This window comes from Paenibacillus tepidiphilus (genome assembly GCF_008635795.1).
Classification (GTDB): domain Bacteria; phylum Bacillota; class Bacilli; order Paenibacillales; family Paenibacillaceae; genus Paenibacillus_AQ; species Paenibacillus_AQ tepidiphilus.
Window position 1 is genome coordinate 49128 of record NZ_VWRQ01000009.1, and the last position, 15733, is coordinate 64860.

Annotated in this window: 11 protein-coding genes and 1 riboswitch; of the genes, 7 read left to right on the plus strand and 4 right to left on the minus strand. The window is 56.6% G+C overall.

The genetic code is table 11. The features are described from left to right. Positions 1-148 precede the first annotated feature (148 nt). Complete coding sequence (locus F1379_RS13350; protein ID WP_150270396.1) at positions 149-1780, plus strand: nitrite/sulfite reductase; 1632 nt, start codon at positions 149-151, stop codon at positions 1778-1780. 81 nt (positions 1781-1861) lie between these two features. On the opposite strand, the gene uvrA is transcribed toward F1379_RS13350, so the two are convergent. Continuing rightward, positions 1862-4735 (minus strand): excinuclease ABC subunit UvrA, encoded by a 2874-nt coding sequence (gene uvrA / locus F1379_RS13355; protein ID WP_150270398.1) that lies wholly within the window; start codon positions 4733-4735, stop codon positions 1862-1864. Positions 4736-5175: 440 nt separating this feature from the next. Beyond that, on the minus strand, positions 5176-7167 hold the full coding sequence (gene uvrB / locus F1379_RS13360) for an excinuclease ABC subunit UvrB (RefSeq protein WP_150270400.1): 1992 nt from the start codon (positions 7165-7167) through the stop codon (positions 5176-5178). Positions 7168-7348: 181 nt separating this feature from the next. On the opposite strand from uvrB, the gene F1379_RS13365 reads away from it, so the two are divergent. From F1379_RS13365 to F1379_RS13375, 3 genes are all read left to right on the plus strand, one after another. After that, entirely contained in the window at positions 7349-8134 is a 786-nt protein-coding gene (locus F1379_RS13365) for a flagellar motor protein (RefSeq protein WP_150270402.1), read from the plus strand. After that, positions 8131-9030 (plus strand): OmpA/MotB family protein, encoded by a 900-nt coding sequence (locus F1379_RS13370; protein ID WP_150270404.1) that lies wholly within the window; start codon positions 8131-8133, stop codon positions 9028-9030. The genes F1379_RS13365 and F1379_RS13370 overlap by 4 nt, the downstream gene beginning before the upstream one ends. Positions 9031-9105: 75 nt before the next feature. After that, positions 9106-9747 carry a hypothetical protein gene (locus tag F1379_RS13375; RefSeq protein WP_150270407.1) on the plus strand — a complete coding sequence of 214 codons (642 nt, stop codon included), beginning with the start codon at positions 9106-9108 and terminating at the stop codon, positions 9745-9747. Positions 9748-9841: 94 nt separating this feature from the next. Here the strand turns inward: F1379_RS13375 and gcvH are convergent, their stop codons facing one another. Then, positions 9842-10234, minus strand: coding sequence for a glycine cleavage system protein GcvH (gene gcvH / locus F1379_RS13380; RefSeq protein WP_150270409.1), 393 nt, complete (start codon positions 10232-10234; stop codon positions 9842-9844). Between the two features lie 250 nt (positions 10235-10484). Next, positions 10485-10583, plus strand: a riboswitch (glycine riboswitch). A 234-nt stretch (positions 10584-10817) separates the two neighbouring features. Between gcvH and gcvT the strand changes: the two genes are divergently transcribed. The 3 genes from gcvT to gcvPB are packed head-to-tail and all read left to right on the plus strand — an operon-like array spanning position 10818 to position 14748. Continuing rightward, positions 10818-11942 carry a glycine cleavage system aminomethyltransferase GcvT gene (gene gcvT, locus F1379_RS13385; protein ID WP_150270411.1) on the plus strand — a complete coding sequence of 375 codons (1125 nt, stop codon included), beginning with the start codon at positions 10818-10820 and terminating at the stop codon, positions 11940-11942. After that, on the plus strand, positions 11939-13291 hold the full coding sequence (gcvPA, locus tag F1379_RS13390) for an aminomethyl-transferring glycine dehydrogenase subunit GcvPA (protein WP_150270413.1): 1353 nt from the start codon (positions 11939-11941) through the stop codon (positions 13289-13291). The genes gcvT and gcvPA overlap by 4 nt, the downstream gene beginning before the upstream one ends. Then, a complete protein-coding gene (gene gcvPB, locus F1379_RS13395; protein WP_150270415.1) occupies positions 13288-14748 on the plus strand; it encodes an aminomethyl-transferring glycine dehydrogenase subunit GcvPB in 1461 nt (486 codons plus the stop codon). The genes gcvPA and gcvPB overlap by 4 nt, the downstream gene beginning before the upstream one ends. Before the next feature lie 142 nt (positions 14749-14890). On the opposite strand, the gene F1379_RS13400 is transcribed toward gcvPB, so the two are convergent. Beyond that, entirely contained in the window at positions 14891-15679 is a 789-nt protein-coding gene (locus tag F1379_RS13400) for a helix-turn-helix domain-containing protein (protein WP_150270417.1), read from the minus strand. Positions 15680-15733: the final 54 nt, after the last annotated feature.

Here is a 15733-nt window from a genome sequence, read left to right on the forward strand (position 1 = left end):
GAGGTTCCATGGCTATGGCATCTATCAGCAATGCCTATATTTCTCATAAACAATCGTAATAGCAAAAGCCACAACCTTCACAGCCCCCGCCCTGTGGCCATGATACCATCAAGCGTAGACGACAGTATCGCACAGGGGGAGATTAACCATGGCTTATGAACCGATTTGGCAAAACGAGCCGGATAAGCTGGCCAAGTTCGAATGGGTCAAGCTGCAGAAGGACGGATTGGAGATTATCCGCAGCATTATCGAAAAATACGCGTTGGAAGGCTTCGCCTCCATCCCGGCCGACGAGCTTGATCTGTTCAAGTGGGCCGGTGTCTATCAGCAAAAGCCGCGCGACGGACACTTTATGATGCGTGTGCGCATCAACACCGGAATAATGACTACGGAGCAGGCCCGAACGATCGCTGAAATTTCCCGGCTGTACGGACGGGGACTGGTGGATGTGACGACCCGCCAGGCTGTGCAGTTCCACTGGCTAAAGGTGGAGCATTTCCCGGATATTTTCCGCCGCCTGGAGGCCGCCACCCTTTACTCTTATGAAGCCTGCGGCGACTGTCCGCGCACGATTGTCGGCAATCCGCTGGCCGGCATCGATAGCAATGAGCTGTTCGACACCGCCGGCATTGTCGAGGAGCTCAATGATTATTTCCTGCTGAACCGCGATTTCTCCAATCTGCCGCGCAAATTTAAAATATCAGTATCAGCGAATATCTATAATAACGGGCAGGCGGAGATTAACGATCTGGCATTTACTCCTGCTGTCAAAATCATTGGCGATGAAGAGGTCGCCGGTTTCCACGTAATGGTCGGCGGCGGCCTCTCGGCCAAGCCGATGCTGGCACAGAAGCTGGACATTTTTGTCCGGCCGGAGGATACGCTGAAGGTGGCGTCTGCGGCGGTCACCTTATTCCGTGATCATGGTTACCGTGAGAAACGCAACCATGCCCGTTTGAAATTCCTCATCGCCGACTGGGGCGCGGAGAAATTCCGGGAGAAGCTGGTTGAATTAACCGGAGACCTGCCTGCGCGCGGAGAAGACAAAACCGCAGGCTGGCATGCCGCCTATTTCGACGGCGTGCATCCGCAGCGCCAAGAAGGGCTGTACTATATCGGCCTCAATGTTCCCGTAGGCAGACTGAATGCAGATGAGCTGCTGCAGCTCGCAGATCTGGCCGATCACTACGGTGAAGGACGGCTGCGCACCACCATGTCGCAGAATATCATTATCAGCGGTGTTCCGGAAGGTAAGCTGCAGTCCTTATTGCAGGAACCGCTGCTGCAGCGGCTCTCACCGTCGGCAGACCATTTCATCAGCCGCACCGTCTCCTGCACCGGCAACGAATTCTGCAATCTGGCCCTGGTGGAAACGAAGCAGCGGGCAGTTCAAACCGCCGACTATTTGGAGCAGAATGTAGAACTGGATGAGAAGCTGCGGCTTCATTGGGTCGGCTGCCCTAATGCCTGCGGGCATAAACAGATCGCCGATATCGGCCTGCAAGGCTCGCTGATCAAGACACCGGAAGGAATGGTTGAGGCGTTCGACCTGGCCGTAGGCGGAACATTGGGCGGCGGAGAGAGTAGTCCGGCAGCACAGTTTGCACGTCCGCTAAAAGGCCGTATCCGGAGTGATGAGATTGGCCCTGTGTTGGCACAGCTCATAGCCTTCTACAAGCAGGAACGCCGGGAAGCGGACAGCTTCCATTCTTTTGTGGAACGCGTAGGCATTCCCGTACTGCAAGAACGGTTAACGGACATCCTTGCCGTTCAGGCTTAGCCCTGAATATAATCCAGATAAGCAGATTGCTCGGCAAAGAGCCACGGCGTTATGCCGTGGCTCTTGTCATGTGCATATGATTTATACCGATTCCGTAGGCTCCAGCTCCAGCGCCTTCGTCCGCTCGGTGTCACGGAGCAGGATCGGTTTAAGGTATTTACCTGTATAGGATTCCTCGACCTTTATCAGCTTCTCCGGTGTACCGGTGGCCAGTACTGTACCGCCGCCGCTACCGCCTTCCGGTCCCATATCAATGAGATAGTCGGCCGTCTTGATGACATCCAGATTATGCTCAATCACCAGCACAGATTCACCGGAATCCACCAGACGGTGCAGCACCTCCAGCAAGCGGCCGATATCGTCGACATGCAGGCCTGTGGTCGGCTCATCAAGAATATATAGTGTCTTGCCGGTGCTGCGGCGGTACAGCTCGGAAGCCAGCTTCACCCGCTGCGCCTCACCGCCCGACAGCGTTGTTCCCGGCTGACCAATCTTGATATAGCCCAGCCCGACGTCAAGCAGCGTCTGCAGCTTGCGGTGAATCTTCGGAATGTTCTGGAAGAATTCCGTGGCATCCTCGACCGTCATTTCCAGTACATCAGCAATGCTCTTGCTTTTGTATTTCACTTCCAGTGTCTCGCGGTTATACCGTTTGCCCTTGCAGACCTCGCAAGGAACATATACGTCGGGCAGGAAGTGCATCTCGATCTTGATGATGCCGTCGCCTTTGCAGGCCTCGCAGCGTCCGCCCTTGATGTTGAAGCTGAAACGGCCTTTCTGGTAGCCTCTGATCTTGGCTTCATTGGTCTTGCTGTAGAGGTCTCGGATATCGTCGAACACTCCGGTATACGTAGCCGGATTGGATCGCGGCGTACGGCCGATCGGCGACTGGTCGATATCAATGACTTTATCAAGATGCTCCAGCCCGCGGATCTCCTTGTGCGCACCCGGACGAACCTTCACCGCCCGGTTCAATTGACGGGCCAAGCTCTTGTACAGAATCTCGTTGACCAGCGATGATTTACCCGAACCGGAGACTCCTGTCACCGCAGTAAATACACCGAGTGGAATTTTGACATTGACGTTCTTCAGGTTATTCTCCTTGGCGCCGCGGATTTCTATCCAGCGGTCATCCGTCGCCCTGCGCTTGAGATTGACCGGGATAAACTTTCGTCCGCTTAAATATTGGCCGGTCAACGATTTCGGATCATCCATAATCTGCTGCGGCGTACCTTGCGAGATCACTTGCCCGCCATGTATCCCCGCACCCGGACCAATGTCGATAATGTAATCCGAGGCCAGCATCGTATCCTCGTCATGCTCGACAACAATCAGTGTATTACCGAGATCGCGCATATGACCGAGCGTGGCAATCAGGCGGTCATTATCCCGCTGATGCAGTCCAATACTGGGCTCATCGAGAATATACAGCACGCCCATCAGGCTGGAACCAATCTGCGTAGCCAGCCGGATACGCTGCGCTTCCCCGCCGGATAGCGAGCCTGCCGCACGGCTGAGCGTTAAATAATTCAGTCCAACATTGACGAGGAATCCAAGGCGGCTGCTGATCTCTTTCAGGATCAGGTGGGCAATGGACTGTTCCTTCTCGGTCAGGTTCAGACCTTTGAAGAAATCCTGGGCCTCACCGATGGATAGATCTGTAACGTCCGCCACATTGCGGTCGTTAATTGTAACGGCAAGTATCTCTTTCTTCAGACGTTTGCCTTTGCAGGTGCTGCAAGGCTTGGCGCTCATAAAGCCTTCGATAAATTCACGGATGCCCTCCGAGGCGGTCTCCCGGTATCTCCGCTCCAGGTTCGGCACGATGCCTTCAAAGGCCACAAGCGCTTCTTTCCGCTGTCCGAAGTCGTTCTCATACCGGAAACGGATCTTCTCGCTGCCGGTTCCGTACATCAGCTTATTCATCTGCTCAGGAGTCAGCGTACTGACCGGAACATTCTGCGGAATCTTAAAATGTTCGCAGACCGACTTCAGAAACTGCGGGTAGTAGTTGGAGGTACTGCCTGTCCAGGCCAGAAATGCCCCATCCTCCACCGACTTCTCCGGATCAGGGATGAGCAATTCCGGGTCTACCACCATATTCATGCCAAGACCGTCGCACTCCGGGCAGGCGCCAAAAGGGCTGTTGAACGAGAACATCCGCGGCGCCAGCTCTTCGATGCTGAAGCCGCACACCGGACAAGCAAAGTTAGAGCTGAACAGCAGCTCTTCCTGACCAATGATATCGACCAGAATTTGTCCGCCCGACATCTTGAGTGCCATTTCCAGAGAATCCGTCAACCGGGTCTGGACATCCTCTTTGATGACAATGCGGTCGACCACCACTTCAATGGTGTGTTTTTTATTCTTTTCCAGTTCTATCTCTTCCGAAACCTCACGCAATTCGCCGTCTACCCGTACACGGACAAAGCCTTGCTTGGCGATGTCGCTGAAGACGCCTTTATGCTCGCCCTTACGGCCGGAAATGACCGGGGCCAGAATCTGCAATCTGGTCTTCTCGGGATACTGCATGATCCGGTCCACCATTTGCTCGACAGTCTGCGACGTAATCTCAATACCGTGGTCCGGGCAATGCGGATGGCCGATCCGGGCAAACAGCAGACGCAGGTAGTCGTAAATTTCGGTGACTGTACCTACCGTAGACCGCGGGTTGCGGCTGGTGGTCTTCTGGTCGATTGATATCGCCGGAGAAAGGCCATCAATCGAATCGACATCGGGCTTCTCCATCTGGCCCAGAAACTGGCGGGCATAGGCGGAAAGGGATTCTACGTAACGGCGCTGTCCTTCGGCGTAAATCGTATCGAAAGCCAGCGAGGATTTACCCGAGCCGCTAAGTCCCGTCAGCACGACGAAGCGGTCACGCGGAATCGTCACGTCGATGTTCTTGAGATTATGCGCTCGCGCGCCTTTGATTACTATGTTTTCATTCGCCAACGGTAAAACCTCCCAATGTGAAATACCAAAATCTTTTAAATTATTTTCGATCCCTCCCAAACCCTCCCTTCCAAGGGAGGGCCCCAAGGGCTGCGCCCTCTGGACACCCGCAAGGCTGGCGGAGGAGTTACGGCGGGACGGACTTAGCTGCTGTGTGCAAGGAACGCTTATCCCTGACGGGACCGCTTGACTTTGGCGCGACAGGCGGTTGTTGCACACTTCGTATGTGCAACGGGTGCTGTCCCTGCGGGATGCGCACAAAGTTACTGAAAAAAACAAATCCCGTGGGTTGCGCAACGAAATTCTGTCTCTGCAGATGCACTGGCTGAACCTAGAAGCCTACTACCTATATAAAACAGCATAGAGCAAAAAGAGGTAAAGGAACGGCCTGTCATAGCACCGTTCCGTTACTAGCTTAATTCCAAACATCCCAGGCCGCCTTACTCAGCCTGCAGCTCCAGCAGTGCGTCACGAAGCTCGGCGGCGCGTTCGAACTGCAGGTTCTTGGCGGCATCCTTCATCTCGGCCTCCAGACGCTGCATCAGGCTGCGGCGGTCCTTCTTGCTCAGCTTGCCCTCCACGCCGGTAAGATAGTCGGCCTTGGATTCGGCGACCTTGGTTGCCTCGATGATATCGCGGATCTTCTTGTTGATGGTTGTCGGCGTAATGCCATGCTTCTCGTTGTAGGCCTCCTGAATGGCCCGGCGGCGCTGGGTCTCCCCGATCGCCTTCTCCATCGACTCAGTGATCCGGTCGCCGTACATGATTACCTTGCCGTCGGAGTTACGCGCGGCGCGGCCGATGGTCTGGATCAGCGAACGCTCGGAACGCAGGAAGCCCTCCTTGTCGGCATCGAGAATCGCCACGAGCGACACTTCAGGCAAATCAAGGCCTTCTCTTAGTAAGTTAATACCCACCAGCACATGGAACGTACCGAGACGGAGGTCACGCAGAATCGCCATCCGTTCCAGCGTCTTGATGTCGGAGTGCATGTAGCGCACCTTGATGCCGATCTCCTTGAAGTAGTCGGTCAGATCCTCGGACATCTTCTTGGTCAGCGTCGTGACCAGTACCCGCTCGTCGCGGGCGACACGCTCGCGGATTTCGTTGATCAGATCATCGATCTGACCTTCGGTAGGGCGAACGTCAATGATCGGGTCAAGCAGGCCTGTCGGCCGGATAATTTGCTCTACCATCGTGTCGCAATGTTCCATTTCATAGGGACCTGGTGTAGCGGAGACGTAGACGATCTGATCGACCTTCTCCTCGAACTCCTCAAACTTCAGCGGACGGTTATCCAGCGCCGAAGGCAGGCGGAAGCCATGGTCCACCAGCACGGTCTTCCGCGCCCGGTCACCGTTGTACATCGCCCGGATCTGCGGCAGAGTTACGTGCGACTCGTCGATGACGATCAGCAGATCGTCAGGGAAGTAGTCCATCAAGGTATACGGGGTTGCCCCCGGCTCACGGAAGGTCAGCGGTCCGGAATAGTTCTCGATCCCGGAGCAGAAGCCGACCTCCTTCATCATCTCGATATCATAACGCGTCCGCTGCTCCAGCCGCTGGGCTTCCAGCAGCTTGCCGGCGTCGCGCAGCTCCTTCAGCCGGTCCTCCAGCTCACGCTCAATGTTGACCAGAGCGACCCGCATCGTCTCTTCCTGGGTGACAAAGTGGGACGCCGGGAAGATGGCAACATGGTCGCGTTCGCCGATCAGTTCTCCGGTAAGGACATCAATTTCGGTGATCCGTTCAATCTCGTCGCCGAACAGCTCCACACGGATCGCATGCTCGCCTTGGGAGGCAGGGAATATCTCCACCACGTCGCCTCTTACCCGGAAAGTCCCGCGTACGAAATTGATATCGTTGCGTTCATATTGAATGTCTACAAGCCGGCTCAGCAGCTGGTTACGCGGCTTCTCCATTCCTACACGCAGCGACAACAGAAGACTGCCGTATTCCTTCGGCGAACCGAGGCCGTAGATACAGGATACACTGGCTACGATAATGACATCGCGCCGCTCGAACAGGGAGCTGGTCGCGGAGTGGCGCAGCTTGTCGATCTCTTCGTTGATGCTGGAATCTTTCTCGATGTAGGTGTCGGAGGAGGGAATGTAAGCTTCTGGCTGGTAGTAATCGTAGTAACTGACGAAGTAATCGACCGAGTTGCTTGGAAAAAACTCCTTGAATTCGCTCGCCAGCTGCGCCGCAAGCGTCTTGTTATGTGCAATAACCAGCGTAGGGCGATTAAGCTTGGCGATGGTATGTGCGATGGTAAACGTCTTGCCTGTACCGGTCGCGCCCAGCAGCGTCTGATGCTTCTTGCCTGCCCGAATGCCTTCCACTAGCTCGTTGATGGCATTAGGCTGGTCGCCCTGGGGTGTATACTCCGACTCCAGTTTAAAAGTCTTCGTACTGACGACAAGATCACTCATTTGCCCGTCTCCCCTCTATCGTCTAAAATATACAAATATATTATAATTGTTCTCTGATTGGTTCCTGTCCATACGAAACCCGGAAAACAAAACGGATAGGAATATTTGTTCCCGTTTATTATACAGTGTAGACTACAGTGTTGCAAACTCTATCTTAGAGAAATGTTAGGAGTCTGAACTCATGGATATCATTACCCTTATCGGCCTGCTCGCCGGGCTGGCGGCCCTGGTCGGCGGCTTCCTCCAGGAGGGCGGAAGCCTCTCCGGGCTGCTGCAGCCGAACGCCGCCCTGATCGTGTTCGGCGGCACGCTTGCCGCCGTGCTGGTCAGCTTTCCGGCTTCGCGGCTGCGCACGGTTCCCTCTGCGCTGCGCATGGCTTTCGGCCGGCGGCAGGACGACGATGAAGCGAAGGCTGAAGAGCTGATCGCCATGTCTGTCATTACCCGCCGCACCGGCGTGCTGGCACTGGAGAAACGGGCCGAGGAGCATCCCGACCCGTTCACCCGCGAAGGGCTGCTGCTCATTGTCGACGGCAATGATCCTTCCCAGGTACGGCAAATTCTGGAGCTGGAGATGGATGCGGCCGAAGCCAAATATGAAGGCTATGCCAAGATCTTTGAGGCGGCTGGCGGCTACGCCCCGACCATGGGCATCATCGGCACCGTGATGGGGCTGATCCATGTGCTCGGCAGTCTCAGCGATCCATCCACGCTGGGGTCCTCGATTGCCGTTGCCTTTACGGCGACGCTGTACGGGGTAGCCAGCGCTAATTTAATTTTTTTACCCATTGCTTCCAAGATCAAATCCCGCAGCCAAAGCGAGCTGAGCAGCATGGAAATGCTGATGGTCGGCATTCTCGCCCTGCAGAACGGCGACCACCCGCAGCTGGTACGCAAAAAACTGAATTCCTTCCTGGGCGCGGCCGCTTCGCCTGAGCCGTCCGCAGAACCGCGGGGCCGGCGATGAGGCAACGCGAACGGAGACAGCGGCGGCGCGCAGACGGGCGGGATAACCAGGAGCGCTGGATGATTACCTATGCGGATTTAATAACGCTGCTGCTCATTTTCTTTGTCGTCATGTATGCCATGAGCAGTCTGGATACGGAGAAATACAAGATTGTCACGGATTCTCTCTCCGAGACCTTCAGGAACGGCAATCCGGTGCTGGAGGGCGGAAGTGGTATATTGGACGGCGAACAGGGACTTGAGGGCGGAAACGCGGAGAACTCCGTTAATCCGGGAAATGCCGGGGAGGATCAGGCGGGAGGCAACGGGCAAGGCGGAACTGGCAGCGACAGCGGAGCAGGCAGCGGCGGAACTGCCGCAGGCTCCGTTGAAGCCCCCGAAGAGCAGGACCAGCCCTCGGCCCGCGAGCTGGCCTTCCGGGAACAGGAAACCAAGCTGGCCGCCCTGATGGGTGTGATTACCCGCTATGTGCAGGACAATGAGCTGGGCGATCAGATCTTTGTCGCCGACAAGCCGCAGGGCATCGCCATTACGCTCAGCGACCGTTTCCTGTTCGACCTCGGCAGAGCAGACCTGAAGGCCCCGGCCTTGCCGGTCCTGCGCCAGCTGTCCGGCTTGTTCGGCGATATCGGAGCCGTGGTCAGTATTGAGGGGCATACCGACAATACGCCCGTTTCGGCAGGCTCGCAGTACAATGATAACTGGGAGCTGTCGGGTGCGCGCGCGCTGTCCGTACTGCGATTTTTTCTGGAGAGTGAAGGTCTGAATCCGCAGGAATTCCAGTACGCCGGTTATGCGGATACCCGGCCTGCCTATAATAACGGCACGGCGCAAGGCCGGCAGAAGAACCGGCGCGTGGAGATTATTGTCTTGCGGCAGCTGCAGGAAGAAGAGTAGATCCATCGCCATTCAACCCAGAGATCGGCAGAGGCAACAGATTTTATTATGCTGGATAAGGAGCTTGAACGGACTATGCATACCATGGATGAAACTCCCCGCAGTCCTGCCCGGTTATCCGGTGCGCTGCGGCTGCTGGCCGCACTGTTTATCGTTATGTTTGCGCAGGGGTTCATTACTTTTCTGCTTGGCGCCTTTTCGGCAATATTCTTGTTCTTCGGTGAAAGCTTCGCGGCTCCGGGCTGGGATTCATCTACCCTTTTCCCTTGGCAGGGCCTGCCTTCTATAGCCGTCTCCTGTCTCATCCCCGCTGCAATGTACGCGCTCTGCTGGTTCGGCGTCTGGTGGATGCAGCTCGAAGCGGCGGGAAACAAGCAGATTTCCTTATTTCCGCTGCGACTGGCCGCTGCATGCATCCCTCTGATATTGCTTATCCTGCAGATCAAGCCGTCTTATAACCCGGATGCCATGATTCCCTATGGAGTCGGCCACTCCATACTTATCGTCTGCATGGGCTGGTCGGCGGTCATCCTGTTCCCCTTTTATTCCGCAGGGGTCTATTACTTTGTGCTCAAGCCGGATATGCGCCTGCGCAAAAGGTACCGCTTGCTGCTGCTCCTGCTTGTATTCGCGCTGCTGGCGCTGCCGCTGCTCCGGCTGCTCTGGGAAATCGCCCCGTCTTTCTATCCTTCACTGCTTGAATTTCCGGACCAATAACAACTTAATTAACAGATCTGTAGACACAACAAGGCAGACCCCGCCCTTCCCGCGAAATCTGCCTTGTTTGCTTTATCCTTGTTTGGCGTAAAAATTACTCCGCAACCAGCTCGCGGTATGCCGCCGCGTCCAGCAGGCCGGAAGCCGACTCCGCAAATTCCCCTTCAAGCTCAAGCTCGAAAATCCAGCCGCCGCCGTAAGGCTCGTCATTGATCAGCTCGGGGCTCGCTTCCAGTGCGTCGTTGATTCTGGTCACTTTTCCCGCTACCGGTGAATATAATTCGGAAACCGTCTTGACGGACTCAATGCTGCCTACACTGTCGCCTGCGGCAATGGATGCGCCGATCTCCGGGAATTCCACGAACACAATATCGCCGAGCAGATGCTGGGCATGATCCGTAATCCCAACACGTACTACGCGTCCTTCGCCCTGCTGTGCCCATTCATGCTCTTCGCTGTACAGCAGGTTGTCCAGCACTTCACTCATTCTCTCGCGCCTCATTTCCGGAATGGATATGTAAATTCAGTTATAGACTAAGTTATGGCTCGGCCCTATGTCAATATAACTGACAGGAAAATAAATTTTGTCAGCTTTTTGACGTTTTTTTGTTGACAGTGGGATGGATTACCCGGTTTAATGGAGTCAGCAGAATTGAACCCCACGAAGTGAAACACCTTTCAACGGGATTTACTTCGGGCACTTTGAAGGGGTCCCAATAACAACATACGGTTTGCGAATGAGGGTACAGGGAGAGACTGTCTCACAAGAAGACAGCGCCGAAGGAGTAAGCCCGGGGTTGGGTGAATCTCTCAGGCAAAAGGACCTGTGCCGGACGCATCTCTGGAGAGCATCAGACTGCAGCAGCAGGATACTGGTCACCAACGGGGAAACCTGCCTAGCGGCTTCATGCAGGTATGCAGGGTAACTCTCAGGTACAAAGGACAGAGCGGAAAGCTGATTATGCGCGTGCGCGTGCATCTTTGGCATCCGCCTGTCCTTTTTTTATATTCTTCCGGCCCGGCAAATGCCTGGGTGCAATTCCCGCCAAACAGACTAAGGGAGTGACCACATGGATGCTTTGAAGAGAACGCCTTTTTATGAATTTTATTCCGCCTTTGCAGAAGCCCGCTGTATCGATTTCGGCGGCTGGGAGCTGCCGGTGCAGTTCACCGGCATTGTGAAGGAGCATGAAGCGGTACGCCGGCAGGCAGGCCTGTTCGATGTCTCGCATATGGGCGAGTTCATCGCGGAGGGCAGCGGCGCCGAAGCGTTCCTGCAGAAGATGACCACCAACGACGTATCCAAGCTGACGGACGGTGCGGCACAATATACGCTGATGTGCTATCCTTCCGGCGGTGTCGTCGATGACCTTCTCGTATACCGCCTCGGCGAAGAGCGTTATATGCTTGTCGTGAACGCCTCTAACATCGACAAGGATTTCCAGTGGCTGCAGGAGCATCTCACCGCCGAATTCAGCGGCGTCAGCCTGACGAATGTCTCGGACGAGACGGTTTTGCTCGCTTTGCAAGGCCCACTGGCCGAAACGATTCTCCAGTCCGTCACCCCTTCCCCCCTGAATGAACTGAACCCCTTTCACTTTATCGAGCATGCCGAAGTCTGCGGCGTATCCGTGCTGCTCTCCCGTACCGGATATACCGGCGAGGACGGCTTTGAGCTGTACGCTTCCGCCGGCACTGCGAAAGCGCTCTGGAACGGCCTGCTCACTGCAGGCGAGCCGCATGGCCTGACGCCCGCCGGTCTCGGCGCCCGCGACACGCTGCGCTTCGAGGCCAAGCTGCCGCTGTACGGCCAGGAGCTGGCGGCGGACATTACGCCGCTCGAAGCAGGCGTCCAGTTCTTCGTGAAGCTGGACAAAGCGGACTTCATCGGCCGCAGCGCCCTGCTTGCGCAGAAGGAAGCGGGACTTCCCCGCCGCCTCGTCGGCCTGGAGATGATCGACCGCGGCATCCCGCGCACCCACTATCCGGTCTACGCGGGCGGCGTGAAGATCGGCGAGATCACCACCGGGACTCAGTCGCCGACGCTGAAGCGCAATTTGGGGCTGGCACTGCTGGACGCCGCCTATGCCGCCATCGGCACCGAAGTATACGTTGAGATTCGCGGCAAGCAGTTGAAAGCGGCCGTAGTCAAGGCGCCGTTCTACAAAAAGAGCCAAGGAGTGAACCCGCAATGAAGCACCGCTATCTGCCCATGACCGAGCAGGACCGCCAGGAAATGATGGAGGCCGTCGGCATTCAGTCCGTAGAGGAGCTGTTCGCCGACATCCCGCAGCAGGTCCGATATCAGGGCACGCTGCCGATGTCGGAAGCGCTCGATGAATACGCACTCCTGCGCCACATGAAGGAGCTGGCGGACAAAAACGCGAACTTCGACACCCACACCAGCTTCCTGGGCGCCGGACTCTATGACCATCACATTCCGGTCGTGATCAACCATGTCATTTCCCGTTCGGAATTCTATACCGCTTATACGCCTTATCAGCCGGAGATCAGCCAGGGCGAACTGCAGGCCATCTTCGAATTTCAGTCCTATATCTGCGAGCTGACCGGCATGAAGGTCGCCAACGCGAGCATGTACGACGGAGCTACAGCCTTTGCGGAGGCGGCTGTATTGGCTTCGGGAGCGACCAAGCGCAAGAAGCTGGTCGTCTCCCGCACCGTGCATCCGGAGGCGCGCCAGGTGCTGGCCACCTCAGCCCACGCGCTGGGGCTGAGCATTGTCGAGGTCGGTTACAGGAACGGTGTAACCGACCAGGAGCAGCTCGCCGCCGCCATCGACGGCGAGACGGCGGCCGTGCTACTTCAATCGCCGAACTTCTTCGGCGCGATTGAAGACCTCGCGGCCATGGAGCCGCTGATTCACGCGGCCAAGGGCCTGCTCGTCGTCAGCGCGAACCCGCTGGCGCTCGGGGTGCTGGAGACGCCGGGCAAGCTCGGCGCCGACATCGTGGTCGGTGATGCGCAGCCGCTCGGCATCCCGGCTTCGCTCGGCGGGCCGACCTGCGGCTTCTTCGCCGTCGCCGAGCATCTGATGCGCCGCATGCCGGGCCGCATCGTCGGCCAGACGGTCGACAAGAACGGCAAACGCGGCTTCGTGCTGACGCTGCAGGCGCGCGAGCAGCATATCCGCCGCGAGAAGGCGACGTCGAATATCTGCTCCAACCAGGCGCTGCTGGCGCTGTGCGCATCGGTCTACCTGTCCATCATGGGCAAGGAAGGCATGCGCGAGGTCGGCGAGCTGAACATCCGCAAGAGCCGTTATGCCGCTGGCAAGCTCGCCGGAATCAGCGGAGCCGAAGCTGCCTTTACTGCACCTTACTTCAATGAATTCGTCGTGAAGCTGCCGGAAGGCGCAAATATCCCAGAAATTAATAGACAATTGCTGAAGGCCGGTATTCTCGGCGGCTACGACCTCGGCCGTGATTATCCCGAGCTGGCCGGACATATGCTGATTGCCGTTACCGAGAAGAGAAGCAAGACCGAAATCGACCAATTCGCGAGCGCACTGGAGGGCTGTCTATGAAACCGGAACAAAGTCTGATCTTCGAGCTGAGCCGCCCCGGACGCTCGGCCTACTCTCTGCCCGTCTGTGACGTACCGCAGGGTGAAGCCCTGGAAAGCCTGATTCCCGCCGGACTTCTGCGCAGCGAGCCGGCGGTGCTGCCGGAAGTGTCGGAGGTCGATGTCATCCGCCACTATACCGCCCTCTCCCGCCGCAATTTCGGCGTCGACAACGGATTTTATCCGCTGGGCTCCTGCACGATGAAATATAATCCGAAGATCAACGAGGATGTTGCCCGCTTCCCCGGCCTGTCCAAGATTCATCCCTACCAGCCGGAAGAGAGCCTTCAAGGCGCACTGGAGCTGATGTACACCCTGCAGCAGGACCTCGCCGCCCTGACCGGCATGGATGCCGTCTCCCTGCAGCCGGCCGCCGGCGCCCACGGTGAATGGACCGGCCTGATGATGATCCGCGCCTACCATGAGAGCCGCGGCGAGACCCGCACCAAGGTCATCGTGCCCGATTCCTCGCACGGCACGAACCCGGCCAGTGCCGCAGCCGCCGGTCTCGACACCGTGACGATTCCGTCCAATGCTCTGGGAATGGTCGATCTGGAAGCATTGAAGGCGGCGGTCGGCAGCGACACCGCCGCCCTGATGCTGACCAACCCGAGCACACTGGGATTGTTCGAAACGCAAATTGTCGAGATCGCGTCCATCGTGCATGAAGCGGGTGGCCTGCTCTACTACGACGGTGCCAACTCCAACGCGATTATGGGCATCACCCGCCCCGGCGATATGGGCTTTGACGTCGTGCACCTGAATCTGCACAAGACGATGAGCACCCCGCACGGCGGCGGCGGCCCGGGCGCCGGTCCGGTCGGTGTAAAGGCGAAGCTGATTCCGTTCCTGCCGCAGCCGACCGTAGTCCGGAATGAAGACGGCAGCTTCTCGCTGCATTCAGGCGGACCGGAGTCGATTGGACGCGTGAAGGCTTACTACGGCAACTTCGGCATCCTTGTGCGGGCTTATGCCTACATCCGCACTTATGGTCCCGAAGGCCTGCGCGAAGTATCCGAGAATGCCGTGCTGAACGCCAATTATATGATGCACCGGCTGGCGCCATATTTTGAAATCCCGTATCCGGGCGTCTGCAAGCATGAATTCGTCATGTCCGGCCGCAATCTGAAGCAGTACGGCGTACGGACACTGGATGTGGCCAAACGGCTGCTTGACTTCGGTTACCATCCGCCGACCGTCTACTTCCCGCTGACCGTTGAGGAATGCATGATGATTGAGCCGACCGAAACCGAAAGCAAAGAAACGCTGGACGGCTTTATTGACACGATGATTCAGATCGTTAGAGAAGCGCAGGAAACGCCGGAGATTGTCATCAACGCTCCGCATACGACGGAGATTAGCCGGCTCGACGAGACGCAGGCGGCCCGCAAGCCGGTGCTGAACTGCGCCTGCGGCTAAATAACAACCCATATTGGCGCTTTGCGTAAGGCTCCCAATATCTGCATACCGGTTAGATTAAACAGCAACGGGTGTACTCTCCTGGTCAAGGAAAGTACACCCGTTCTTTGAGTCGTATAGACAACCTCTATGTATAAATACGTTACATTTCATCCCCCGAAGACCGTACCAGTCTCTTCACAAATTGCGACCGGTCGTTCACCTTCATCTTTAAGTAGATACTCTTCACCATGTTCCGGACCGTGCCTTCACTAATCCCCAGCTCATTGGAAATGTAGAGCGCACTCTTCTCGTGGGACCACAAATGGGCCACATCCCGCTCCCGGGCCGTCAGCCGGTATTGCAGGAACAGGATTTCCTGACTGCAGCGCTGCAGATCCGGGGTATGGTTCAGCCACTTGCCCGCAATGCTGGAGACGATTTGCCGGACGAACGGAATGGCGAATTCAATTTGCTGTCCCTGATGAAAAGAAATATCCAGATAGCCCCGGACCATTCCGTCCAGATGAACCGGCGCACAGACGCAATTCCAGCTCTGCAAAGCCGGATTGGAGTGCTCCGCCCCCTTCACCACAGCCATCCGGTTCATTTCCATGGACAGCGAGACCGCATTCAAGCCGGCGTGGTCTGCAGAGAGGCTCTTGCCGATGCTAAAACCTATTTGCTCCATTTCGGCCTGGATGTCAAGGGAGGAGCTGGAGAACTCCAGTAGCCGTCCGGATGAATCTGTCAGAAAAAAAGCGTGCGGAATAGATATGTATCTTTCAATATCGGCAATCTCCTTGCGGATTAACTGGATCATAGCATGATGGTAGGCATGCTGCAGAGTATCTGTGGAAGCGCCTCTCTTCTGGACTGCAGGCATTAACGGCTGGAAATTCAGATCCCCCGGCGTACACCAGGCTTTGCGGTCTGTAAATGAAGTGTTCAACCCATTCCCCCCTCGCCAGACCGTATTTTGACATAAACAACGATTGATTATTCT